The sequence below is a fragment of the Haloechinothrix aidingensis genome, from assembly GCF_013450155.1.
Taxonomy (GTDB): domain Bacteria; phylum Actinomycetota; class Actinomycetes; order Mycobacteriales; family Pseudonocardiaceae; genus Haloechinothrix; species Haloechinothrix aidingensis.
Genome location: NZ_JACCKD010000007.1, coordinates 166,644 through 189,314 on the forward strand (window position 1 = coordinate 166,644; position 22,671 = coordinate 189,314).

The window sequence follows — 22,671 nt, forward strand, 5'->3', positions numbered from 1 at the left end:
TCCGTTCCGTTCAACGACACGCTAGGGACGCTGCACAGCGTCGTGCGCACCATAGCCCTGCTGCGTGGCGGCCGGCGACGACCCCTGGTCGGCCACCTCGGGGTCGAGCCCTTCCAGCACGTGCTTGCCGATGAGCTCGTCCTCGGGGATCTCGATGGGGTACTCACCGTCGAAGCACGCCGCGCACAGCCGGGAACGGGGCTGCTCCGATGCGGCGATGAGCTCCTCGAGAGAAACGTAACCGAGCGAGTCGGCCCCGATCGAACGGCGGATCCCCTCGTTGTCCAGACCGTTGCCGATGAGCTCCGCGCGCGAGGCGAAATCGATGCCGTAGAAGCACGGCCAGCGCACCGGCGGGGACGCGATCCGCACGTGCACCTCAACCGCGCCCGCTTCCCGCAGCATCCGCACCAGGGCGCGCTGCGTGTTGCCGCGCACGATCGAGTCGTCCACCACGATCAGCCGCTTGCCCCGGATGACCTCGCGCAACGGGTTCAGCTTGAGCCGGATACCGAGCTGCCGGATCGTCTGGGACGGCTCGATGAACGTGCGGCCGACATAGGCGTTCTTCACCAGGCCCGAGCCGTACGGGATGCCGGAGGCCTGCGCGTAACCGATCGCGGCCGGCGTACCGGACTCCGGGACGGGGATCACCACATCCCCGTCGGCGGGATGTTCCTCGGCCAGCCTGCGCCCGATGTCCACCCGGGTAGCGTGCACGCTGCGCCCCGAGATGGTCGTATCCGGACGCGCGAGATAGACGTACTCGAAGACGCACCCCTTCGGCTCGGGGCTGGCGAACCGCGAGGAGCGCAGGCCGCTGGCGTCGATGGCCAGCAGCTCGCCGGGCTCGACCTCGCGCACGAACGAGGCGCCGACGATGTCCAGCCCGGCGGTCTCGCTTGCCACCACCCAGCCGCGCTCCAACCTGCCGAGCACGAGCGGCCGCACACCGTGCGGGTCGCGCGCCGCATAGAGCGTGTTCTCGTCCGAGAACACCAGGCTGAACGCACCGCGCACGGTCGGGAACAGCTCCTGGGCCGCCCCCTCGACCCCCTTGTCCGTTGCCGCGTGCGCCAGCAACGCGCTGAGCACCCCGGAGTCGGTCGTGGCGGCGTCCTTCCTGAACAACCCCAGGTCGCGCGCATGGTCGGCGAGCTCCGCGGTGTTCACCAGGTTGCCGTTGTGCGCGAGTGTGATGCCGCTTCCGGCATCGGTGGTGCAGAACGTCGGTTGCGCGTTCTGCCAGTTGCCGCCCCCGGTCGTGGAGTACCGGCAGTGGCCGACCGCGACGTGACCGTTCAGCGAGCACAGCACCTGCTCGTCGAAAACCTGGCTGACCAGGCCGAGATCCTTGTACACCACGATCTGCGAGCCGTCCGAGACGGAGATGCCCGCCGCTTCCTGGCCGCGGTGCTGCAGGGCGTACAGGCCGTAGTAGGTGAGCTTGGCGACCTCCTCGCCGGGCGCCCACGCGCCGAATACCCCGCACTCCTCACGAGGTCCGTGGTCAACGGTCAAATCGTCAGGGTCGGGTTGTGACACCTCAGGGCTCCCGCGAGAACGACGGACGTGCACCATCAGTGTAGCCGTTCGCATCCGCCGCCCCGCGGGAGAAGGCCGCGACGCGTGCGCCTGCCCCGGTAACGGGGCTAGCGGGACGGGCCGGAACGACCGCCGGAGTCGCCGCCGGAGCTGCGCAGCCACGTCGAGGTGCCCGTCCCGACCGGGACCCAGCAACCGTTGACCGCGGACGCTCCGCTGCTCGCCAGGGCGCCGGAGGGGTACTCGTCCGGCAGCGCGATCAGCTTGTCGAGCACCTCGTGCACCGTGCCGGTGGACTGCCACAGCACTGTGTCGGGCGCCATGATGTCTGCTTCGTCACCCGGCATCCGGACGGCATGCACATCGTTCTCGGCGTGCAGCTTGACCACGTCCACGACGTCGTCGTGCACGCGCACCCCGACCACGGCCACGACGGCGCCTTCGGCGTCCGTCGGGTGCACGAACTGGTACCCCCGCGAGATCAGCTCATGCAGGCGCTCTTCCATCCCCCGCGCCTCGGCGGGCGGGGCCGTGGTCTCAGCCGAGAACGTCATCGAACTCACCATCCTTGGCACTCGCGAGGAACGCGACCATCTCCTCCCGGGTGTAGACCAGCGCGGGTCCCTCCGGATGACGCGAGTTTCGTACCGCGAAGTCGCCCGAGCCGAGCCGGGCGAACTCCACGCAGTTACCCTGCGCGCCGCTCCGTGCGCTCTTGCGCCACTCGACTCCCACCAGTTCCCGAGCTGACATGCCGTTGACAACCGCCGTCATCGACGACCCCACTTTCCCCGAATAGTAAGGATGCATCTGCATGTGCATGTTCCATTGCAGCCGGACCGTAGCAGCCGATCATGCAAATGTGAATGCACATGCAGCCGCCGAATCGGCAGCTGATCCTCAATCACTGAGACGGGTGACAACGATCGAGGTTGTACTTCTCCCCACCGGAGTAACCGGGCGCGTACGGTAACCGGGCCGCGCGAATCAGCGCCGACACGACGCCGTCCGACACGACCCCGGGCGGCAACATCGACGGGACCGATGGCAACACCCGCACCCCACCGTGGTGGGCAGCCCGACCGGTGAACGAGCCGGCAGCCGTACCGCACGGACCCCACGCGAACCAACCGGATCCATCGGGCACCCGATACACCGGGCACCCGGGTACCCGGGGCACTAGGTCTGCACGCGGACCTTCGACAGCATCTGGCGACTCTGCTCCGGGGTCTCGGCGTCGACGGCGAGGCGGTCCAGCGCTCGAGAGTAGACCTCGAGCTCGTCGAGCCGCTCGATGTAGTGCGCCCCGGTGAGGTACTCGACGTAGGCAACGTCCGGCAGCTCGGGCTCGGCGAACCGCAGCAACGAGAACGCGCCCTCCACGGCCTGCCCGCTGCGGTCGTACGGCAACACCTGCAGCGTGATGTGCGGCATCGTGGTCAGCTCGAGCAACGCGTCGAGCTGACCCCGCAGTACCTTACGGCCGCCGATCGGCCGGTGCAGCACGGACTCGTCGATCACGCACCAGAACCGGGGAGCGTCCGGACGCGCCAGCAGTTTCTGGCGGCGCACGCGCAGCGCGACGCGCTCGTCGATCTCCGCTTCGGTCATACCGCTACGCGCGTTGGCGACGACAGCCCGCGCGTAGTCCTCCGTCTGCAGCAGGCCGGGCACGAACTGCAGCTCGAAACTCTGGATACGCGAGGCCACTTCCTCCAGCCCGACGTATGCGCTGAACCACGACGGGATGACCTCGGTGTAGCCCTGCCACCACCCGGGCTGGTTGCACTGGTCGACCATGTCCTCGTACATCTTGCGCTCGTCCGGGTCATGCACCCCGTAGACGGTGAGCAGGTCGAGGACATCTCGCTTCTTGAAGCCGACACGGCCCAGCTCGAGGCGGCTCATCTTGGACTCGGAACCGCGGATCTGTTCGCCTGCGGCCGCACGGGTGATACCCATCTCCTCGCGTAGCTTGCGCAGCCACGCACCGAGAATCATGCGCCGGGCCGTCGGAGCGCCACCGGACTCGGACCCGGACGAACCGCCGGAGGAACCCCCAGGAGAAGCACCGCGCGCCGAAGAAGTCATATAGCACCCTCGTGTCGTCGCAGGTCAGGCTAATAACCCCACGGAGTGTACTACGCGCAGAGCAATGGACCAATCACAGACCGTTGGTCGTTCCGTGCGACAAGCCTCCCGTACGGGTGCACATTGCACGTAGGCTTACCACTACCCTATGTGTGATCTGCGATACGACGAAGCCTAGCGAGGTGTTCGATGACTAGCACGTCATCCCAGTCCGACGAGCGCGTTCCGGTAGGGGTTGATCCGACGCGAGCCAGTATCGCGCGCGTCTACGACGCCTTCCTGGGGGGCAAGGACAACTACCAGATCGACCGTGAGGTCTTCCACGGCGTACAGGCCAAGGCCCCGGAAGCCCAGGAGCTCGCGGTGGACAACCGGGCGTTCCTGATTCGCGTCTGCCGCTTCCTGGCGCGCCAGACCGGCATCAACCAGTTCCTCGACTGCGGCTCCGGCCTGCCGACGGCCGAGAACATCCACCAGGCCGTGCAGCGCACCAACCCGGACGCGCGTGTGGTCTACATCGACAACGACCCGGTGGTGCTCGCGCACGGTCGTGCCCTTCTCGAGGAGAACGAGCAGACACACTTCTCTCCCGCGGACATCTTCGACCCGCAGTCCGTCCTCGAGGACGAGGTCGTCCGCAAGCACATCGACTTCACCGAGCCGCTCGCCTTCCTCCAGCTCGGCACGTTGCACCACTTCGAGGGACCGGAGCACCGCCCTGCCGAGATCATGCGGGAGTACATCGACGCGCTGCCGTCCGGTTCGTACGTGGCGATCAGCCACTTCCTCGACCCGGAGAACGAGCACAGCGAGGTGGCCCGCAAGATGGAGGAGGTCTTCCGGCACAGCCCGATGGGCTCCGGAACGTTCCGCACCAAGCGCCAGATCGAGGAGCTGTTCAACGGCCTGGAAATGGTCGAACCCGGAGTCGCCAAGTGCTTCGAGTGGTGGCCGGACGGGCCGATGCTCGGGGAGCCGAGCCAGGTTTCGCACTGCATCGCGGGCGGGGTCGCGCGCAAGCCCTGATGCGCCGGACGCTCGCTCAGGCAGGCTCAACGGGCAGCAGGGTGGACAGGTCGGCGCGGTTGCCGGAAACACTGACCCGGCCATCGCGTACGGCCTCGTCCCACACCAGCCGGCCCGCGGCCAGCTCCAGCCACGTCCGCGGGTCGGTCTCGACCACATTGGGCGGGGTTCCCCTGGTGTGCCGTGGCCCGTCGAGGCACTGGACCGCCGCGAACGGGGGAACCCGGACCTCGACGCTACGTCCGGGGGCGCGGTGTTCCAGCGAGCGCAGGCTCAGCCGGACGGCCTCGCCGAGCTCTGCCCGTGCCGGCCGGTCCGCTGTGCCATCGAGCCAGCCGGACATCCCGGCGAGCGCATCGCGCACCGCGCGGGGGTCCGGGGCACCCTTCGTGGACGTCACGCCCCCAGCCTAGTGATGCCGGTGCAGTGATGACCGCACAGGCACTCGCCCGCAGCGGGTCCTTCGTGGCCGGACGGCGGGCGTGACATGCGATCGCCGGATACGTCCGGCCGCCACCAACCCTCTACGATGACCGAGTAACCGACGTCACGCCGGAACCGGGGAGCGAACTTGGCGCAGTCACACGAGCCGGGGCGAACCACACGACGCCGCACCCCGGCGACACCCCCCATCACCGAAGCCATGCGCGCGCATGCCCGCGCCAACCCGAATACCTGGTTGAACGTGATCGACGAGGCCTTCGACCCGGACGACGCGGTGCCGTCCTGGGCTGTGGTGGGCTCGTACCCGGTGGACAGCGACGGCGAGGTAGGACAGACCTTCCACCCCAACGAGAGCTACCGCCCGTCGCCGAAGGCGCTGGGCTACCCGGAACCGCAGAGCGAGCTGGAAGAGCTCATGCAGCTGGTGGACGCGCAGCACCGTTCCGCGTCCGAGCTGCCGCCGCTCGTACTGCGGTCGACGCTGTACGTCTACGCCATGGCTCCGCAGCAGGATCACCTCACCGGCTTCTACGACCGCACCGGCCGGGTGGTCGTGCCTGCCTACACCAGCCGCGAGATGATTCCCGCCGACTGGCCGGGAGCGCGGATGGTCACGGGCCGGCAGCTGCTGCCGTTCCTCGCCGGGCATCCGCTGGCGATCAACCCGCACGAAGCGGTCACCGCCGTGATACCGGCACGGCAGCTGCAGTCCGCGGAACAGCAGCGCTGAACGGGCGGGCGGCACCTCTCTTGCGGCGCGGTGCCGGTCGCCGCGCCGCAAGCACCCCTCGGTCGGGTGACACTCGATAGATCGAACCGGCCTGATCGAGCCGCGATGCTGTGCGAAGAATGGATCTCGGGTCGTCTGCTACCCCCTGCTCCTCGTGAGACCAGCACGACGACCCGGAGTTCCGGACCAACCAGACCGCGGCATTCGGGAGGGCATCAGCGTGAGATCCGGTACGTTACCAAGACACGGCCCACGCAGGTTGGCGAGCGTGCTGGCGACGAGTGCCCTGCTGATCAGCTCGACAACCCACCAGGCCGCGCACGCCGCTGACGACAAGGACACGCAGGTGCGCGCGCACAGCACTCCGATGGGCTCGCAGATCGAGCGGGTGGAGGGCTCCGAGCGCGACTCCGCCAAGGACGCCAAGGACGACAAGGGCGACAAGGGCAAGGCCGACGCCTCACGGGACTCGGACGTCCGGGGGATCGACGTCAGCGGTTGGCAGCAGGACGTCGACTGGCAGCACTGGTGGGATGAGGGCAAGCGGTTCGCCTTCGTGAAGGCCACCGAGGGGACCGGGTACACGAACCCGTACTTCCCCCAGCAGTACAACGGGTCGTACGACGTCGGGATGATCCGCGGCGCGTACCACTTCGCCCGTCCGGACCGTTCCAGCGGCGCGGCCCAGGCGAACTTCTTCGTCGACAACGGCGGGATGTGGAGTGGTGACGGGAAGACCCTTCCCGGGGCGGCCGATCTGGAGTACAACCCGTACGGCGAGGACTGCTACGACAAGTCCGAGTCGGAGATGGTCGACTGGATCCAGGACTTCCACGACACCTACGCCGACCGCACCGGGCGCTACCCGATCTTCTACACCTCGACGAGCTGGTGGGAGAAGTGCGTCGGCGACTCGCACGACTTCGGCGAGACAGCGCCACTGTGGATCGCGCGCTACTCCAGCCGGGTCGGCGAGCTCCCTTCCGGTTGGCACTACTACTCCTTCTGGCAGTACACCGACGACCCGATCGACAAGAACGAGTTCAACGGCACGCGCAGCCAGCTCCGCGCCGTCGCGACGGGGTAGCCGCCCGGCCCCCGGCCGGCGACGGTCGCCACGGGATTACCGGTGAACACCCCGCGGCGCCGACACCGGGTCAGGTGTGTCGCACACGTCGAATAGGCTGCGGCATGATGCGTGCTCGGGCCCGGGCGATGGAACGTCACCTCGTCGTGGCGCATCCCACTGGATGAGCACGGCAGCGACACGACTTCTTGGGGAGGACTCGTATGACGTATCCACCGCAGCCGGGGCAGCCCGATCCGCACGATCACGGGGCACCTGCCGGTGGCGACCCCGGCCAGCACGGGGGTCCTCCCCAACACGGTGGTTACCCGGGGCAGCCACAACAACCCGGGCCGGCACAACCGGGCGGGCCCGGCCAGCAGCCGTACCCCTACGGCCAGGGCGGCTATCCCCAGCAGCCCGATCACTACGGGCAGTGGGGTCACCCGCAGCAACCCGGGCAGCCGCCGGGCGGCGGGTTCGGCCAGCACGGTGGCTATCCCCAGCACGGCGACCCGTACGGTCCGGGTGGCTACCCGCCGCCCGGCGGTTATCCCCCGGGTGGCCAGCCCCCGGGTGGTATGCCTCCCGGGGGTGGCTACGGTCCCGGGTTCGGGGGACCACCCCCCGAGAAACGCACCGGCCTGTGGGTCGGCCTCGGGGCAGGCGGGCTCGGCGTGCTCGCGATCGCCGCCTTGCTGATCACCGGGTTCGTCGCACCAGGGTTCTTCCTCAGCGGCGACGACCCCGACGAGATCGCCGAGTCGTTCGCCACCGCCGTCAACGACCGCGACCTCGAAGCCACCCGCGCGGTCATGTGCGCCGACTCGAGCTACGAGCAGCGCCAGGAGATCGACCAGGAACTGATCGACGAATCGGCATCGAACAACGAGCGCATCAGCGTCACCGGACCGGCCGAGACCTCCGACAACGGGGCTACCGTGCCCATCACGCTGGACTCCGACGTCGCTGCCGACCCGGATACCGGCGAGTCCTCGGTGGACCTGCAACTCGTGCTCGTCGACGAGGACGGCTGGTGCGTCGATGACGTCGTTACCGCGGACGCGGCAGGCACGCCGAGCGACGGTCCCGGCGATGCTCCCGGCGACGACGTGCCGGGGGACGGTGCGCCAGGTGGCGACACGAACATCGAGGCCGATGAGGAAGGCATGGCCGCGATCGGGGATTTCGTCGACGCGATCAACGACGGCGACGACGGCGCGGCGGTCGACATGCTCTGCGACGACGTCGCCGACGTGACCGAGGACGCCGTCGAGCGGGCGGTCGACGAGGACGCGACCATCTCCGACACCGAACCGGACATGGCCCTCGAGGGTTGGATCAGCGTCAACCTCACCGGGTCCCGCGGCGGGCGCGACGCGGAAGGCAACCTCATGGTCGACGGCGCCGGCGACTCGTGGTGCGTGAGCAGCTTCGGCCTGTTCTGACGGGAGCGCGTTCCTGCGGGGTACACGGGACGGTGGCGCGTACCCCGCCGCCGACACGAAGGGAACGATCCGCATGACACATCCACCACAGGCCGGACAGCCATGGCCCTACGGGCAGGACCCACGACACGGCCCGCCACCGCAGCAGGGTTGGCCACCGGCGAGCCCGTACGACCAGGGGACGCAGCCACAGCAACCTCCGCAGCCACCGACCGGCGGACACCCCCGGCACGGCGCATACCCGCAGCAGCCCGACCCCTACAACCGGGCCGGCTACCCGCATCCCGGTAACCAGCCTCCGGGCTGGATGCCGCCCGGTGGCGGTTACGGCCCCGGCTACGGGGCACCACCTCCCAAGAAACGCACCGGCCTGTGGGTCGGGCTCGGCGCGGGCGGGCTCGGCGTGGCCGTCATCGCCGCCCTGCTGATCACCGGGTTCGTCGCACCAGGATTCTTCCTCGGCGGCAACGACCCCGACGAGGTCGCCACGACCTTCGTCGAGGGCTGGAACGACCGGGACCCGGAACCGATGAACGCGGTGATCTGCCAGCAGGGCATGCTCGTGCAGCGGGGCATGGAACCCACGCAGGAGCTGCTCGACACCTCCGAGATGATGCAGGAGCGGGTCACGCTCACCGGCGAGGTCACCGAGGAGTCGGACTCGCGTGCCACCGTGCCGATGGAGATCGCCACCGACGTGGCTACCGACAACCCCGATGTCGCCGCCACCCTGGTGCTGGGCACCGAGGGCGGCGACTGGTGCGTCGACAACATAGAGTGACCAACAGCACCGGTGCCGGTTACCCGTCGTTCTCCCGGCCCGTAGAGTCACACCGGGAACGGACGACGCGGTCCCGTTCCGGCCTTCCCGTCACAACCCACCGGGTACCCCAGCGACCAGACCGGAGGAGCCATGGCGACCGATACGCTGAGTGAGCTGGTTGAGGCGAACGACGTACCCGGCATGCAGCAATGGCTCGGCGAGCACGCGCCGTACGAGATCGCGGACGAGCTCGGCCGCAACGACTCGCTCACGGCCGTCCTGCTGTTCCGGTTGCTCGACAAGGACCGCGCCATCGACGTGTTCGAGGAGCTGGATCCGGTCGATCAGCAGAAGATCCTCTACGGCCTGCGTGACAAGGCATTCGGCGAGCTCGTCGAGGCGATGGATCCCGACGACCGGGCGCGGTTGCTCGGCGAGGCGCCCGCGAAGTTCGCCCAGCGAGTCCTCTCCGGGCTGAGCGAGGGCGAGCGCGCGATGACCGCGCGGCTGCTCGGCTACGACGAGGGCACGGTCGGCCGCCATATGAGCCCCAAGGCAGTCCTGCTGCGTGGCTCGCTGACCGCCCAGCAGGCACTGGCGACGGTGCGCGCCAAGGGCATCGACGCCGAGACCGTCTACACCCTCCCCGTCGTGGACAACAGCAGGCGTTTCCAGGGCGTCGTGGCGCTGCGCGACCTCGTCATCAGCGACGAGAACACCACGGTTGCCGAGCTCGCCGACAGCGAGGTCCCGACGGCGAAGGCCACGGACGACTCCGAGGCCGCGGCGCGCCTGATGCAGGAAGCCAACCTGCTCGACCTCACCGTCGTGGACAGCGAGGACCGCGTGATCGGGCTGCTCACCATCGACGACGCCGTGGAGGTCATCGAGGCAGCCGACACCGAGGACGTCGCCCGCCAGTCCGCCACCGCACCGTGGACCGGGCACTACATGGCCGTCAGCGTGCTCCAGCTCGCCTGGTCCCGGGTGATCTGGCTGATGCTGCTGCTGCTCGCCGCGAGCCTGACGATCGGCGTGCTCGACTTCTTCGAGGACGAGCTCGAGACCGTCGTGCAGCTGGCGATCTTCATCCCGATGCTGGTCGGGACCGGGGGTAACGCCGGCGCCCAGGCAGCGACGGCCGCTGTCCGCGCGCTCGCCGTCGGCGAGCTGCGCACCGGCGACGTGTTACGCGTGGCGTTCCGGGAGTCCCGCGTGGGCCTGCTGCTCGGCCTTACGCTGGCCGCGGTCACCTTCGTGCTCGGCATGATCCTCGTCGGCGACCTCAACGTGGGCATCGCCGTGTCGCTGTCGCTGGTGCTGATCTGCGTGTGGGCGGCGATCATCGGCGGCACCATGCCGCTGCTGGCCAAGCGCGTCGGCATCGATCCAGCCGTGGTGTCGGCTCCCCTGGTCACGACCTTCGTGGACGCCACGGGGCTGGTGTTCTACTTCCTCATCGCGCTGGCCGTGCACCCGGCGCTGTAGGCCCTGCGGGCCGCACCCCCGCTCACGCCCCGTACAGCCCGGGCAGCGTCGACTCCCACGCCTCGCGCAGCTCACCGATGGGGAAGGTGGCGACGTCCTGGATCTCCAGCGCGTCCGAGTCGGGGTCGACCACGCCGGTCCTGCGCCACGGCAGCCCGCGCGCGGTGCACAGCTCGGTGAACCGCAGCTCCTCGGTACGCGGCACCGCGACCAGCACCCGGCCAGCGGACTCGGAGAACAGCTGCACGAACGGGTCCTGGTCGTCGGCGAGTACCACCCGCGCTCCGGTCTGCCCGATGAGCACGGTCTCCACCAGCGTCTGGGCCAGCCCACCCCCGGAGAGGTCGTGCGCCGCCGAGATCATGCCGTCCCGGGAACCCGCGACCAGGATCTCCGCGAGCAGCTTCTCCCGCAGCAGGTCGACGGCCGGGGGCAACCCGCCCAGGTGCCCGTGCACCACGTCCGCCCAGTCGGAACCGCCGAACTCCTCGCGGGTGTCGCCGAGCAGCAACAGCGTCTCACCGGGCTCACCGCCGATGCCGGTCGGGATGCGGCGACGTACGTCGTCGAGCACGCCGAGCACGCCGACGACCGGGGTGGGCAGCACGGCGGTGTCCCCGGTCTGGTTGTAGAAGCTGACGTTGCCGCCCGTCACCGGGATGCCCAGCTCGGCGCAGCCCTCCGCGAGACCGCGGACGGCCTGCTCGAACTGCCACATCACGCCGGGGTCCTCCGCGGACCCGAAGTTCAGGCAGTTGGTCACCGCCAGCGGGGTCGCTCCGCCTGTCGCCACGTTGCGGTAGGCCTCGGCAAGGGCCAGCTGCGTGCCGGTGTACGGGTCGAGCTTGACGTACCTGCCGTTGCAGTCGGTCGCGGCGGCCACACCCCGGCCGGTCCGCTCGTCGACCATGATCATGCCGGTGTCGGCAGGCTGGGCGAGCACGGTCCCGCCCCGCACGTAGCGGTCGTACTGGTCGGTGACCCAGCTACGCGAGCAGAGGTTCGGCGAGGCCGCCATCCGCAGCACGGTCTCCCGCAGCTCCGTGGCCCCCGAGGGGCGCGGCAACCGGCCGGGGCTGTCCGCCTGCAGCGCGTCCTGGGCGGCGGGCCGCTGGATCGGGCGGTGGTACTCCGGGCCCTCGTGCGCCAGCGAGCGCGGCGGCACATCCACGACCGTCTCGCCGTGCCAGCTGATCTCCAGCCGCTCCCCCTCCGTGACCTCACCGATCTCGGTGGCCAGCACGTCCCACTTGGCGCACACGCGCAGGAACGCGTCCAGATCCTCCGGGCGCACCACCGCGCACATCCGCTCCTGGGACTCGCTGGAGAGCACCTCGGCGGGTGTCATGCCCTCCGCGCGCAGCGGCACCCGGTCCAGCTCGACCCGCATACCCCCGTCACCCGCGGAGGCCAGCTCGCTGGTGGCGCAGGACAGGCCCGCACCCCCGAGGTCCTGGATGCCCACGACCAGCTCCTCGCGGAACAGCTCGAGGCAGCACTCGATCAGCACCTTCTCGGTGAACGGGTCCCCGACCTGGACCGAGGGCAGCTTCTTGCGGCCGCTACCGGACTCCTCGCCCGTGAACGTCTCCGAGGCGAGCACGGACACCCCGCCGATCCCGTCCAGCCCCGTGCGGGCGCCGAACAGGATGACCTTGTTGCCCGTGCCGGAGGCGTGCGCCAGGTGCAGGTCCTCGGCACGCATCGCCCCGACACACATGGCGTTGACCAGCGGGTTGCCCTGGTAAGTGGTGTCGAAGACGACCTCGCCGCCGATGTTCGGCAGGCCGAGGCAGTTGCCGTAGCCGCTGATGCCCGCGGCCACTCCCGGCAGCACCCGCTTGGTGTCGATGGCCTCCGCCGCACCGAACCGCAGCGAGTCCAGCAGCGCGAGCGGCCGCGCGCCCATCGCGATGATGTCCCGCACGATGCCGCCGACGCCGGTAGCCGCGCCCTGGTAGGGCTCCACATAGGACGGGTGGTTGTGGGACTCGATCTTGAACGTGACGGCCCAGCCGTCCCCGATGTCGACGACCCCGGCGTTCTCACCGATCCCCGCGAGCATCTTGGCTCGCATCTCCTCGGTGGTGTTCTCCTTCCAGTGCCGCCAGTGCACCTTGGAGGACTTGTAAGAGCAGTGCTCGCTCCACATCACCGAGTACATCGCCAGCTCGGCCTCGGTGGGCCTGCGCCCGAGGATCGACCTGATCCGGGCGTACTCGTCGTCTTTGAGCCCCAGTTCGGTGTAGGGCTGCGGCTCCTCCGGGGTGGCCTCGGCGTGCGCGACCGTCTCCACGTGCGGCTGGGTCTGGGGTTGGGCCTGGCTCATGCCGCTCCCTGCTTGACGTTGTCCATCGCGGAAAGGAATATGCCGAGCCCGTCGTCGGTCGGGCCGGTCAGCGGGTCGGTGGCATGCTCAGGGTGGGGCATGAGCCCGACGATCCGCCCCGAGCCGTCCGAGACTCCCGCGATGTCGCGGCGCGAGCCGTTCGGGTTGTCCTCGACGTAGCGGAAGACCACGCGGCCCTCTCCTTCGAGCGTGTCGAGCTCACGCTCGTCGGCCATGTACGCGCCCTCACCGCTCTTGACCGGCACCAGGATCTCGGCGCCCGGCTCGTAGCGCGTGGTCCACGCCGTGGTCGTGCTCTCCACCCGCAGCCACTGGTCCCGGCAGACGAACCGCAGCTTGTGGTTGCGCACCAGCGCACCGGGCAGCAGGCCCGCCTCGCACAGGATCTGGAACCCGTTGCAGATGCCGAGCACCGGCATGCCCTTGCGGGCGGCGTCGATGACGGGTTCCATCACGGGCGCGAACCGGGCGATCGCCCCGGCCCGCAGGTAGTCGCCGTAGGAGAACCCGCCGGGGAGCACCACCGCGTCCACCCCGCGCAGGTCGGCGTCGCCGTGCCAGAGCGCGACGGCCTCGGCGCCGGCGCGCTCGATCGCGCGCACCGTGTCCACGTCGTCCAGGGTGCCCGGGAAGGTGACCGCGCCGATCCTCACTGGTCCACCCGCCGCACGACGAAGTCCTCGATCACCGGGTTGGACAGGAACCCCTCGGCGATCTTGTCGAGCGTGTCGTCGTCGACGGAGTCGTCGACGTCGAGCTCGAAGTGCTTACCCTGGCGAACGTCACGCACGCCGTGGAAACCCAGGCGGGGTAACGCCCCCGCGACGGCCTGGCCCTGCGGGTCGAGGATTTCCGGCTTGGGCATGACGTCTACGACGACTCTGGCCACGTGCTCTCTCCGTGTCGTGAATCGGGGTCGCCAGCGAGCGGCGGTGTACCAGCGACAGCCTACCCAACCTGCGCGTTCGCACTCGGCGAGAGGAGTGGTGGTGGCGAGCTGGGTCACGGCAGGATGGGTCCATGCGGCTACTTGTACTGGGTGGGACGGGATTCGTCGGCGGGACGGTCGCGCGTGAGGCGGTGCAACGAGGGCACGACGTAACCTGCACAGCACGCGGGGTCACCGGGTCACCTCCCGGCGGGGTACGCCTCGTCCGGATCGACCGCGACGCCCCCGGCGCGCTGGAGCCGCTGGCCGGAGCGGAGTTCGACGCGGTCGTCGACGTCGCCACCGGCTCGCACCCGTGGGTCGCCGAGGCCGTGCGCACGCTCGGCCCGCGCGCGGGCCACTGGACCTACGTCTCCACCATCAACGTCTACGCGGACACCGCGACACCGGGACAGTCACCCGGGTCCGAGCTGCGCACGCCGTTGTACGACACGGCGAACACCTCCGACGGCGACCCCGGCGCCTACGGCCGGGTGAACGTCGCTTCCGAGGACGAGGTGCGCGACAAGCTCGGGGACCGCGCCTTCGTCGTCCGGCCGGGCCTGATCACCGGGCCAGGGGACACGATGGACCGGTTCGGTTACTGGCCCGCGCGCTTCGCGCGGGGCGGGCGGGTCCTCGTCCCCGACACCCCGGAGCAGCCCATCCAGTACATCGATGTCCGCGACCTCGCCGCGTGGATCGTCGACGCCGCCACCACCGGGCGGACCGGGACGTTCGACGGCATCGGGCAGTCCATGGCGCTGCGCGACCTTCTCGAAGGGATCGCCGCCGCGGTGGGCGAGCCGGTCGAGATGGTCGCCGTACCGGCAGAGGACCTGGAACGGGCCGGGGTCGACCCGTGGAGTGGCCCGCACTCGCTGCCGCTGTGGCTGCCACCCAGCCACTACGGCCTGGCCTCGCACGACGCGCGACCCTCGCTCGAGGCAGGACTGCGACCACGCTCACTGCACGACGCGGCACTCGGTGCGCTCGAACACGAACGCGCGCTCGGCCTGGACCGGCCACGCCAGGCAGGCCTGTCACCCGAGGAGGAGCGCGCGGTGCTGGAGATGCTGGAACGGAGTTCGTGACCACCGCGGCGGGTACTCTCGCGGCCGTGGATCTCCTGCCGTTCGACGAGTACGTGCGCTCGCTCAACCGCAAGCGCATGTCTGCCGGGGTGCTTCTGCGTGACGACGACCGGAGCGTCCTGCTGATCCAGCCGTCGTACAAACCGCACTGGGACATCCCCGGCGGCGCGGCCGATGCGGAGGAAGCTCCGTGGACCACCGCCGCTCGCGAACTGCACGAGGAGCTCGGGATCGTCAGGGCACTCGGCCCACCGCTCGTGATCGACCACATCCCGTCCGATCCACGCATGCCCGAAGGTATCGCGTTCATCTTCGACGGAGGGCCGATCGAGCAAGCTGACGTGGATGCCCTCAACCTCACGGACCCAGAGATCCTGTCGGTCGACCTCGTTCCCATCGAACAGGTCGCTACGAAAGTGAAGCCGTCCCTCGCCAGGCGGCTGTCCGTGGCAGTGTCCATGGCCGCTACCGGCGGTCTCGCGCTGTGCGAAGACGGTGAGCACACGGCGTAGCAGCGTAGCGGGATGCCTCTCGTGGTATCGGAGACTCGCGACTGGCGAAAGTCCCGTCGCATCGAAGGCGCGCTGGGCTTTGTCGAGGTGGCGTTCGCGGCGGACGGCAGGCGCCGGCTCCGGGAAACCGAGGACCCTCACGGCGCGTTCACCACGTCGCCGCCGAGCAGTGGGACGCCCTGCTGGCGGGCATGCGCGACGGCGACGTCACCTGACGAGCCCCGGAGGATCACACGCCGTCAGTTGCCGGACCACCGGTAGGCACACACGAAAATTCCGTTGAAGGGCAGGGCCACCACGAGTAGCTTCCGGGCATGAGCACTTCCGGGTTCGTTTGACCTATACGCCGCGCCGCCAGGAGCACGGCCGCGGACAACAGCCGTCGCTTCCGGTTGCGCACCCCGTTACGCACCCGGCCGTGGCTGGCCACAGCCTCGGCGATCGCAGGCGCGTTCACCCTGTTACCCGGCGCGGCCCTGCCCTTCGTGGTCGGTGCGGCCATCGACGACGGCATCGCCGCCGGGGAGGCAGCGACACTGGGGTTCTGGGTCGCTGCCGTACTCGCCCTCGCGCTACTGCAGGCCTGCGCCGCCGGGCTGTCCGCATGGACCTCGCACACCATGTGGGTGCACGGGTCCACCAGCGCGCAGCACGCGCTGGTCACGGCGGTGACCGAGCTGGGGGCCGACCTTCCCCGTCAGGTACCGACCGGTGACGTCGTCGCGATGGGGTCCGAAGACGTCTACCAGACCGGCAATGCCCTGGAGCTGTTCGGCCGCGCGGCGGGAGCGTTGGTCACCTTCTGCGTGCTGGGTGCGACGCTCATCACGATCTCCCCGCTGCTCGGCACCGTCGCGATGGTGGGCGTCCCGCTCGCGGTCGCCGGTATCGGCCCGCTGATGCGGCCACTGGTGCGCAGGAAGGAGGCCCAGCGCGAGCGAGCATCCGACGTCAACGCCATGGGCGCGGACATCGTGTCCGGGCTGCGCATCCTGCGTGGGATCGGCGGGGAAGGACGGTTCCGGGAACGGTTCGTCCGCACCAGCCGCGAGGTGCTCCGCGCCGGGCTGCGGGTCGGCACGGTGCAGTCCTGGCTGGCCTCGGCCGAGGTAGCGCTGCCCGGGCTGGTCACCGTCGCGGTGACCTGGCTGGGTGCGCGGCTCGCGCTGGACGGCACCATCTCCACCGGCGAGCTGATCGCCTTCTACGGGGCGTCGGCGTTCCTGGTCGTGCCGGTGAAGGTCGCGACGGAAGCGGCCGAGGAGTTCGCCTCGGCGATCGTGGCGGTCCGCAAGGTCGACAGCCTCGTCCGGCGCCGCCGCTCGCACGACAGACCCGGCGATCCCGCCGACCAGCTGCCGCTGCCCCCGGGGCCGCTGTCGGTGACCGACGAGCGCGCCCACCTGCCCGCGGGCCTGCTGAGCGTGCTGCCGCCCGACCGCGCCCGCGCCGAACGGCTGGCTGGCGTCGAGCCGGGCGCGGTCCGTGTCGGTGGGGTCGGGACGGCACGTGTCCGCCACGGCGAGCTGCGGCGCCGCGTGGTGCTGGTGCTCGGCGACGACCTGTGGTTCTCCGGGCAGGTCGGTACCGAGCTGGCGGCAGGCGACCGGGTGGACGTGCCACGCGCCGTGCAGGCCGCCGACGCGACCGACATCATCGACGCGTTCCCGGACGGCTACGCCGAGACCGTCAGCGAGCGCGGCCGGTCGGTCTCCGGGGGCCAGCGTCAGCGCCTGCTCCTGGCTCGCGCCCTCACGCTCGACCCGGACGTGCTCATCCTCGACGACCCCACCTCCGCCGTGGACGCGCACAGCGAGGCGCGCATCGCCCACCGGGTCGCACGCCTGCGGGCCGGGCGCACCACCGTGGTGCTCACCGGGAGCGAGCTGTGGCGGCGGGAGGCGGAATCGGCCCCGGAAGCCGCCCCGGGAGAACACGGAAACGACACCGGCCAGGAGGTGACCCGATGACCCCGGCACCGCTGCCGCTGGCAGGCACCCGGGACGTGCGGCGCTGGCTGCGCGGCGTCGCGGGCAGCCACCGGCGACTGTTCGCCGGCATGCTTGCCCTGTTCCTCCTCGCCGCCACCTGCGGGCTGGCCGGCCCCCGGATACTCGGGCTGATCGTTGACACCGTCGCAGGAGAGACCGACCTTCCCGTCGACGCGCTCGCTCTCGCCTTCCTCGGCATCCTGGCCTGCCACGCCGTGCTGAGCAAGATGGCCCACATGCGGGCGGCGGCCTTCGGCGAGCACGTGCTCGCGACCGCCCGCGAGGAGTTCGTCGGCCACGCGCTGGCCATGCCGGTCGGCACGATCGAGGCCGCGGGCACCGGCGACCTGCTCAGCAGGGCGACAACCGACGTGGACCGCATCGAGTACGCCGCGCGGTACGCGGCGCCGCAGATCCTCACCTCCACCGTCACCGTCGGGTTGACCGCCGGTGCCGTAGTCGTGACCTCCCCGCTGCTCGCGTCGGGAATGCTGGTCACGATCCCGCTCATCGTGCTGAGCACCCGCTGGTACCTGCCGCGCGCGCTGCCCGTCGTCGAACGCATCCTGTCCGGCTGGGGCGCTGTGCAGGCCGGTACCACCGAGTCGGTGCACGGTGCGCGCACCATCGAGACGCTGGGACAGGCGTCGCGACGGGTCGAGCTCAACCGGCGCGCCGTCGGCGCGGCGCGCGAAGAGGAACTCGCCCACAGGGGTCTGCTCACCCGCTGGCTGTCCTGCCTGGAGCTGTCCTACCTGCTTCCGGTCGTGGTGATCCTGCCGCTCGGCGGGTGGGCATACAGTGCCGGGCACGTCAGCCTCGGCACGATCACCACGGTGGTGCTCTACCTGCTCGCGATGGGCGGTCCGCTGAACGAGCTGCTGCTGTGGGTGGAGGAGCTGCAGATCGGCAACACGGCCCTGCGCAGGATCCTCGGCGTGCGGCACGTGCCGGCAGGACACGACACGCCGCCCGAGCGTCCTGGCGCACACGACCTGCGGCTCGACGGCGTGCGGTTCTCCTACCTGCCCGGCAGCGAGGTGCTGCACGGCATCACCCTGACCGTGCGGCAGGGCGAGCGGCTCGCGATCGTCGGGCCATCCGGTTCCGGCAAGTCCACGCTGGCGCGGCTGCTCGCGGGGCTGTCCGGACCCGACTCCGGCACGCTGCGCATCGGAGGCGTGGACATCGAGCACCTGCCGCCGGAGGAGCTGCGCCGCGAGCTGATCCTGCTCACTCAGGAGCACCACGTGTTCGCCACGACATTGCGCGAGAACCTCGCCCTGGCCGAGCGGCCGTGCACGGACGCGCAGCTGGCCGACGCGCTCGGTGTGGTGGGCGCGCGGGAGTGGTTCGAGTCGCTGCCGCACGGGCTGGACACCCGGCTCGGGCCGGGCGAGCATCCCGTCACGCCCGGGCGGGCCCAGCAGATCGCGCTCGCGCGCGTGGTGCTGGCCGATCCACCCGTCGTGGTGCTTGACGAGGCGATGTCCGCCCTCGACGATGGCGCGATGCGGGACCTGCAGCGATCGACCTCCGCAGCGCTGTCCGCCGCCCTGTCCGGTCGCACGATCATCTCCATCACGCACCGGCTCGACGCCGCACGCGAGGCCGACCGGATCGTGGTTCTGGAAGGCGGCGGGATCACAGAGCTCGGTAGCCATGACGAGCTGATCGCGGCGGGAGGCTCGTACGCACGGCTGGCGCGCGCGGCAGGCACGACCGGCGGGGCCGCACTCACCACGACCCGGGCCGTTCCGGCCGGGCGGACGACACCGGAAAGCGGGAGGCAACGTGGGCGGGACTGAATCCTTCGACTACATCATCGTCGGCGCGGGCAGCGCGGGCTGCGTGCTGGCCAACCGGCTCACAGCCGACCCGGCTGCCCGGGTCCTGCTCCTGGAGGCCGGACCGGCCGACGACATCGACGAAGCCCACATCCCCGCGGCCTTCGCGTCGATGTTCAAGACCAACCGGGACTGGAACTACCGGACGACGACGCAGAAGCACCTCCACGACTCGCTCTACTGGCCGCGCGGCAAGATGCTCGGCGGGAGCTCGTCGATGAACGCGATGATCTACATCCGTGGCAACCGTGCCGACTACGACCGGTGGCGGGACGAGTTCGGTGCCACCGGGTGGGGCTACCGGGACGTGCTGCGCTACTTCGTGCGTTCGGAGGGCAACACCCGGTTCGCGGGCCCGCTGCACGGCACGACCGGGCCGATGCGGGTGCAGGACCGGCGGTTCACCCACGAGCTGACCCACGCGTGGGTGGACGCGGCGGTGTCCTGCGGAATCAAGCGCACCGAGGACTTCAACGGCACGAGCCAGTACGGGGTCGGTACCTACCAGGTCACCTGCCACGGTGGCAGGCGCTGGTCGGCCGCGGATGCCTACCTGCGCCCCGCGCTGGACAGACCGAACCTGGTCGTGCTCACCGAAGCGCACGCCACGGGGGTCGTGCTGTCCGGCACCCGCGCGGTGGGTGTGCGCTACCTGCGCGACGGGCAGGAGCACACCGCGCATACCGACGGCGAGGTGCTACTGGCGGGCGGGGCTGTCAACTCGCCGCAACTGCTGATGCTGTCCGGGATCGGCCCCGCCGGGCACCTGACCGAGCTGGGCATCGACGTCGCCGTCGCCCTGCCCGGCGTCGGCGAGAACCTGCACGACCATCCCGCCGCACCGATCATCTGGTCCACCCGGTCCACGACGGACGTCGCCGACTCGGCGAACCCGGCGGGCCTGGCGCGCTGGCAGCTGACCGGACGCGGGCCACTGACGTCGAACATCGGCGAGGGCGGCGGGTTCGTGTCCACCGCAGACGGGCAACCGGCTCCGGACATGCAGTTCCACGTGGCGCCGACGTTGTTCTACGAGCACGGCCTCCGGGAGGCGACGGTGCCCGGCTTCACCTCCGCCGCGACGCTCGTGGACGTGGCGAGCAGGGGCCGGCTGCGACTGCGCTCGGCGCACCCGCTGTGGCGACCGGAGATCGACCCCGACTACTACGCCGAACCGTCCGATCTCGACGCCGTGCTCGCCGGGCTACGCACCCTGATCGAGATCGGCAGGCACGGTCCGCTTGCCGGGTACCTGGATCGGCCCTTCCTCCCGGACCGCACGGAATTGGCCACTATGGATGACGCGGAGCTCGCCGAGCACGCACGCCGCTCGACCCAGACGCTGTACCACCCCGTCGGTACCTGCGCGATGGGCGAGACCGAGGAGTCGGTCGTCGACCCGCGGTTGCGGGTACGCGGGGTGGACGGGCTACGGGTGGTCGACGCCTCGGTGATGCCGCGTATCCCGCGCGGCAACACGAACGCCCCCACCATCATGATCGCCGAGAAAGCCGCCGACCACATCCGTGGCGTGCGCTGACCAGCGACCCACCGTGTCGGGCCCACGAGCACCCCGCGTCGGCTGCCTGAACTCCCCGAATTGGGCCTCAGGACACCCCGAGTTGGGCATGGATGCGGCGAAGTGGTCAACGCGCTGTGTCCGGACACCCAACATGGTGTGTCTGGCTGCCCGACACGGGGTGCCCAGGCAGCAGACACGGCGGGCGGCTACTTGCGGCCGTGCAGGATGGCCATGGCCTTGGAGACGAGCTGCTCGGTCTTGTCGTTACGGGTGAACGAGGTCAGCGCCACCGGCGCGGGGAAGCGCTGGCGGGCGATCGCCTTGGGCCTTGCGAACTCGCGTAGCCCCTCCGGCCCGTGGATACGGCCGAAGCCCGAGTCACCGACGCCACCGAAGGGCAGCGAGGCGATCCCGGCGAACGCCAGCGGCGCGTTGATCGCCGTGGCCCCGGTACGCAACCTGCGCGCGATCTCGGTGCCGCGCGACCGGGAGAACACCGTCGAGCCGAGCCCGTAGACGGTGTCGTTGGCCTTGACGATGGCCTCCTCCATGTCCCGCACCTTCGCGATGGTCACGGTCGGCCCGAACGTCTCCTCACGCACCGCGCTGGAATCTTCCGGAACGTCGACCAGCACGGTCGGCTGCACGCACCGGTCGCCGACGGCCTCGAGGCCGCCTGCCAGCGCACGGCCACCCCGGGCCAGCGCGTCCGTGATGTGCGACCGCACGACCTCGATCTGCGAGCGCATGGTCATCGGGCCGTACTGCGCCCGCGAGTCGGCGCCCCCGCGGATGCCCTTGGTCTTGTCGAGCACCTTCGCGACGAAGTCGTCGTACACCCGCTCGTGCACGTACACCCGCTCCACGCCGATGCAGGTCTGCCCGGCGTTGGAGAAGGCGCCCCACACCGTGGCATCGGCCGCCGCATCCAGGTCGGCGTCGGCGTCGACCAGCATCGGGTCCTTGCCGCCCGCCTCGATCACAACCGGAGTGAGCTTCTCGGATGCCGCGGCCATGATCTTCTTTCCGGTGGCCGTGGACCCGGTGAACGCGACCTTGTTGACGTCACTGCGCACCAGCGCGTCGCCGGTGGCGCCGAAACCGGTCACCTGCTGCAGGACCGGGTACTCCGGCACGACCTCGGCGAACGCGTCGACCAGCCACTGCCCGACACCAGGGGTGTACTCGCTCGGCTTGAACACCACGGCGTTGCCCGCCGCGAGCGCGTAGGTCACCGAGCCGAGCGGGGTGTACACCGGGTAGTTCCACGGGCCGATCACGCCGACCACGCCGTAGGGCTGGTATTCCACGGTCGCGTCGTTGTTGGACAGCAGCAGCCCGGGCGCCCGGTGCTTGCGGCCGAGGACCTTGCGCGCGTTACGCGCCGCCCAGTCGACGTGCTCGATCGCCAGGACCGCCTCCAGCTGGGCATCCCCGGTCGGTTTGCCGGTCTCGGCGCGCACGACCTCCGCCAGCTGTGCCAGCCGGCGGGTGAGCACGCCCTTCCAGCGACGCAGCCGTTCGGCCCGGCCGGCGTAGCCCAGCGCCTCCCACCAGACCGCGGCCTCGTGCGCCTTGGCCACCGTCGCTTCGACATCCTCGCGGGAGTGCACGGGGTGGGTACCCACCACCTCGTCCGTCGCCGGGTTCAGCGACTCGAAGGATTCGCGCACCGTGGACTGCTCGGGGAGCACGCTGGTCATCTCTTGCCTCCGTCGACTCGGCTGGTACCAAGGTTACGCCGTTACTGGCACTACGCCAATAGCTGCTCCGCCACAGGATGCCGGTGCGGTGCATCATACCCGCGGGCGCGCCCGGGCGCCGCC

Annotated in this window: 21 protein-coding genes; 12 read left to right on the forward strand and 9 right to left on the reverse strand. The window is 70.2% G+C overall.

The features are described from left to right. Nucleotides 1–21: 21 nt before the first annotated feature. From purF to H0B56_RS18390, 4 genes are all read right to left on the reverse strand, one after another. On the reverse strand, nucleotides 22–1,581 hold the full coding sequence (purF, locus tag H0B56_RS18375; protein WP_219632922.1) for an amidophosphoribosyltransferase: 1,560 nt from the start codon (nucleotides 1,579–1,581) through the stop codon (nucleotides 22–24). 71 nt (nucleotides 1,582–1,652) lie between these two features. Continuing rightward, nucleotides 1,653–2,099 (reverse strand): hypothetical protein, encoded by a 447-nt coding sequence (locus H0B56_RS18380; RefSeq protein WP_180894335.1) that lies wholly within the window; start codon nucleotides 2,097–2,099, stop codon nucleotides 1,653–1,655. Then, complete coding sequence (locus H0B56_RS18385) at nucleotides 2,083–2,319, reverse strand: DUF397 domain-containing protein (protein ID WP_180894336.1); 237 nt, start codon at nucleotides 2,317–2,319, stop codon at nucleotides 2,083–2,085. Before H0B56_RS18385 ends, H0B56_RS18380 begins: the two co-directional genes overlap by 17 nt. 405 nt (nucleotides 2,320–2,724) lie before the next feature. Continuing rightward, a complete protein-coding gene (locus H0B56_RS18390) occupies nucleotides 2,725–3,546 on the reverse strand; it encodes a helix-turn-helix domain-containing protein (RefSeq protein ID WP_246361309.1) in 822 nt (273 codons plus the stop codon). A gap of 279 nt (nucleotides 3,547–3,825) precedes the next feature. On the opposite strand from H0B56_RS18390, the gene H0B56_RS18395 reads away from it, so the two are divergent. Next, nucleotides 3,826–4,662 carry an SAM-dependent methyltransferase gene (locus tag H0B56_RS18395; protein WP_180894338.1) on the forward strand — a complete coding sequence of 279 codons (837 nt, stop codon included), beginning with the start codon at nucleotides 3,826–3,828 and terminating at the stop codon, nucleotides 4,660–4,662. Nucleotides 4,663–4,678: 16 nt separating this feature from the next. On the opposite strand, the gene H0B56_RS18400 is transcribed toward H0B56_RS18395, so the two are convergent. Continuing rightward, nucleotides 4,679–5,005 (reverse strand): sterol carrier family protein, encoded by a 327-nt coding sequence (locus H0B56_RS18400; RefSeq protein WP_180894453.1) that lies wholly within the window; start codon nucleotides 5,003–5,005, stop codon nucleotides 4,679–4,681. Nucleotides 5,006–5,233: 228 nt separating this feature from the next. On the opposite strand from H0B56_RS18400, the gene H0B56_RS18405 reads away from it, so the two are divergent. From H0B56_RS18405 to mgtE, 5 genes are all read left to right on the forward strand, one after another. Next, the gene (locus H0B56_RS18405; RefSeq protein ID WP_246361310.1) at nucleotides 5,234–5,836 is read left to right on the forward strand and encodes a type VII secretion system-associated protein; all 603 of its coding nucleotides are present in this window, start codon (nucleotides 5,234–5,236) and stop codon (nucleotides 5,834–5,836) included. Nucleotides 5,837–6,095: 259 nt separating this feature from the next. Further along, nucleotides 6,096–6,923, forward strand: coding sequence for a lysozyme (locus H0B56_RS18410; RefSeq protein WP_425484549.1), 828 nt, complete (start codon nucleotides 6,096–6,098; stop codon nucleotides 6,921–6,923). A 203-nt stretch (nucleotides 6,924–7,126) separates the two neighbouring features. Next, a complete protein-coding gene (locus H0B56_RS18415) occupies nucleotides 7,127–8,350 on the forward strand; it encodes a hypothetical protein (RefSeq protein WP_180894339.1) in 1,224 nt (407 codons plus the stop codon). Nucleotides 8,351–8,423: 73 nt separating this feature from the next. Beyond that, nucleotides 8,424–9,131 (forward strand): hypothetical protein, encoded by a 708-nt coding sequence (locus H0B56_RS18420; RefSeq protein WP_180894340.1) that lies wholly within the window; start codon nucleotides 8,424–8,426, stop codon nucleotides 9,129–9,131. Nucleotides 9,132–9,263: 132 nt separating this feature from the next. Further along, nucleotides 9,264–10,601 carry a magnesium transporter gene (gene mgtE / locus H0B56_RS18425; protein WP_180894341.1) on the forward strand — a complete coding sequence of 446 codons (1,338 nt, stop codon included), beginning with the start codon at nucleotides 9,264–9,266 and terminating at the stop codon, nucleotides 10,599–10,601. 22 nt (nucleotides 10,602–10,623) lie between these two features. Here the strand turns inward: mgtE and purL are convergent, their stop codons facing one another. From purL to purS, 3 genes are read right to left on the reverse strand one after another with little or no spacing between them, the layout of a single operon-like run. After that, nucleotides 10,624–12,930, reverse strand: coding sequence for a phosphoribosylformylglycinamidine synthase subunit PurL (gene purL / locus H0B56_RS18430; RefSeq protein WP_180894342.1), 2,307 nt, complete (start codon nucleotides 12,928–12,930; stop codon nucleotides 10,624–10,626). Beyond that, nucleotides 12,927–13,604, reverse strand: coding sequence for a phosphoribosylformylglycinamidine synthase subunit PurQ (gene purQ, locus H0B56_RS18435; RefSeq protein WP_180894343.1), 678 nt, complete (start codon nucleotides 13,602–13,604; stop codon nucleotides 12,927–12,929). The genes purL and purQ overlap by 4 nt, the downstream gene beginning before the upstream one ends. Continuing rightward, nucleotides 13,601–13,840: a phosphoribosylformylglycinamidine synthase subunit PurS gene (gene purS, locus H0B56_RS18440; RefSeq protein WP_089302185.1), complete on the reverse strand. Its 240-nt coding sequence runs from the start codon at nucleotides 13,838–13,840 to the stop codon at nucleotides 13,601–13,603. The genes purQ and purS overlap by 4 nt, the downstream gene beginning before the upstream one ends. A 131-nt stretch (nucleotides 13,841–13,971) precedes the next feature. On the opposite strand from purS, the gene H0B56_RS18445 reads away from it, so the two are divergent. The 6 genes from H0B56_RS18445 (at nucleotide 13,972) to H0B56_RS18470 (ending at nucleotide 20,863) form a co-directional block, all read left to right on the forward strand. Next, nucleotides 13,972–14,973, forward strand: a complete 1,002-nt coding sequence (locus H0B56_RS18445) for an NAD-dependent epimerase/dehydratase family protein (protein ID WP_180894344.1) — start codon at nucleotides 13,972–13,974, stop codon at nucleotides 14,971–14,973. Nucleotides 14,974–14,999: 26 nt separating this feature from the next. Then, nucleotides 15,000–15,485 carry an NUDIX domain-containing protein gene (locus H0B56_RS18450; RefSeq protein ID WP_180894345.1) on the forward strand — a complete coding sequence of 162 codons (486 nt, stop codon included), beginning with the start codon at nucleotides 15,000–15,002 and terminating at the stop codon, nucleotides 15,483–15,485. A gap of 12 nt (nucleotides 15,486–15,497) precedes the next feature. Continuing rightward, a complete protein-coding gene (locus H0B56_RS23710) occupies nucleotides 15,498–15,746 on the forward strand; it encodes a DUF397 domain-containing protein (RefSeq protein ID WP_180894346.1) in 249 nt (82 codons plus the stop codon). Between the two features lie 131 nt (nucleotides 15,747–15,877). Then, complete coding sequence (locus tag H0B56_RS18460; protein WP_219632890.1) at nucleotides 15,878–17,455, forward strand: ABC transporter transmembrane domain-containing protein; 1,578 nt, start codon at nucleotides 15,878–15,880, stop codon at nucleotides 17,453–17,455. Then, nucleotides 17,452–19,284 carry an ABC transporter ATP-binding protein gene (locus tag H0B56_RS18465; protein WP_180894347.1) on the forward strand — a complete coding sequence of 611 codons (1,833 nt, stop codon included), beginning with the start codon at nucleotides 17,452–17,454 and terminating at the stop codon, nucleotides 19,282–19,284. The genes H0B56_RS18460 and H0B56_RS18465 overlap by 4 nt, the downstream gene beginning before the upstream one ends. Continuing rightward, on the forward strand, nucleotides 19,271–20,863 hold the full coding sequence (locus tag H0B56_RS18470) for a GMC family oxidoreductase N-terminal domain-containing protein (RefSeq protein WP_180894348.1): 1,593 nt from the start codon (nucleotides 19,271–19,273) through the stop codon (nucleotides 20,861–20,863). The genes H0B56_RS18465 and H0B56_RS18470 overlap by 14 nt, the downstream gene beginning before the upstream one ends. Before the next feature lie 188 nt (nucleotides 20,864–21,051). Here the strand turns inward: H0B56_RS18470 and H0B56_RS18475 are convergent, their stop codons facing one another. Continuing rightward, the gene (locus H0B56_RS18475; RefSeq protein ID WP_180894349.1) at nucleotides 21,052–22,548 is read right to left on the reverse strand and encodes an aldehyde dehydrogenase family protein; all 1,497 of its coding nucleotides are present in this window, start codon (nucleotides 22,546–22,548) and stop codon (nucleotides 21,052–21,054) included. Nucleotides 22,549–22,671: the final 123 nt, after the last annotated feature.

Coding starts and splice junctions, on each gene's coding strand:
- purF (WP_219632922.1), bottom strand. CDS start 1,581: ATGGTGCACGTCCGTCGTTCTCGCGGGAGCCCTGAGGTGTCACAACCC.
- H0B56_RS18380 (WP_180894335.1), bottom strand. CDS start 2,099: ATGACGTTCTCGGCTGAGACCACGGCCCCGCCCGCCGAGGCGCGGGGG.
- H0B56_RS18385 (WP_180894336.1), bottom strand. CDS start 2,319: ATGACGGCGGTTGTCAACGGCATGTCAGCTCGGGAACTGGTGGGAGTC.
- H0B56_RS18390 (WP_246361309.1), bottom strand. CDS start 3,546: ATGATTCTCGGTGCGTGGCTGCGCAAGCTACGCGAGGAGATGGGTATC.
- H0B56_RS18395 (WP_180894338.1), top strand. CDS start 3,826: ATGACTAGCACGTCATCCCAGTCCGACGAGCGCGTTCCGGTAGGGGTT.
- H0B56_RS18400 (WP_180894453.1), bottom strand. CDS start 5,005: ATGTCCGGCTGGCTCGATGGCACAGCGGACCGGCCGGCACGGGCAGAG.
- H0B56_RS18415 (WP_180894339.1), top strand. CDS start 7,127: ATGACGTATCCACCGCAGCCGGGGCAGCCCGATCCGCACGATCACGGG.
- H0B56_RS18420 (WP_180894340.1), top strand. CDS start 8,424: ATGACACATCCACCACAGGCCGGACAGCCATGGCCCTACGGGCAGGAC.
- mgtE (WP_180894341.1), top strand. CDS start 9,264: ATGGCGACCGATACGCTGAGTGAGCTGGTTGAGGCGAACGACGTACCC.
- purL (WP_180894342.1), bottom strand. CDS start 12,930: ATGAGCCAGGCCCAACCCCAGACCCAGCCGCACGTGGAGACGGTCGCG.
- H0B56_RS18445 (WP_180894344.1), top strand. CDS start 13,972: ATGCGGCTACTTGTACTGGGTGGGACGGGATTCGTCGGCGGGACGGTC.
- H0B56_RS23710 (WP_180894346.1), top strand. CDS start 15,498: ATGCCTCTCGTGGTATCGGAGACTCGCGACTGGCGAAAGTCCCGTCGC.
- H0B56_RS18465 (WP_180894347.1), top strand. CDS start 17,452: ATGACCCCGGCACCGCTGCCGCTGGCAGGCACCCGGGACGTGCGGCGC.
- H0B56_RS18475 (WP_180894349.1), bottom strand. CDS start 22,548: ATGACCAGCGTGCTCCCCGAGCAGTCCACGGTGCGCGAATCCTTCGAG.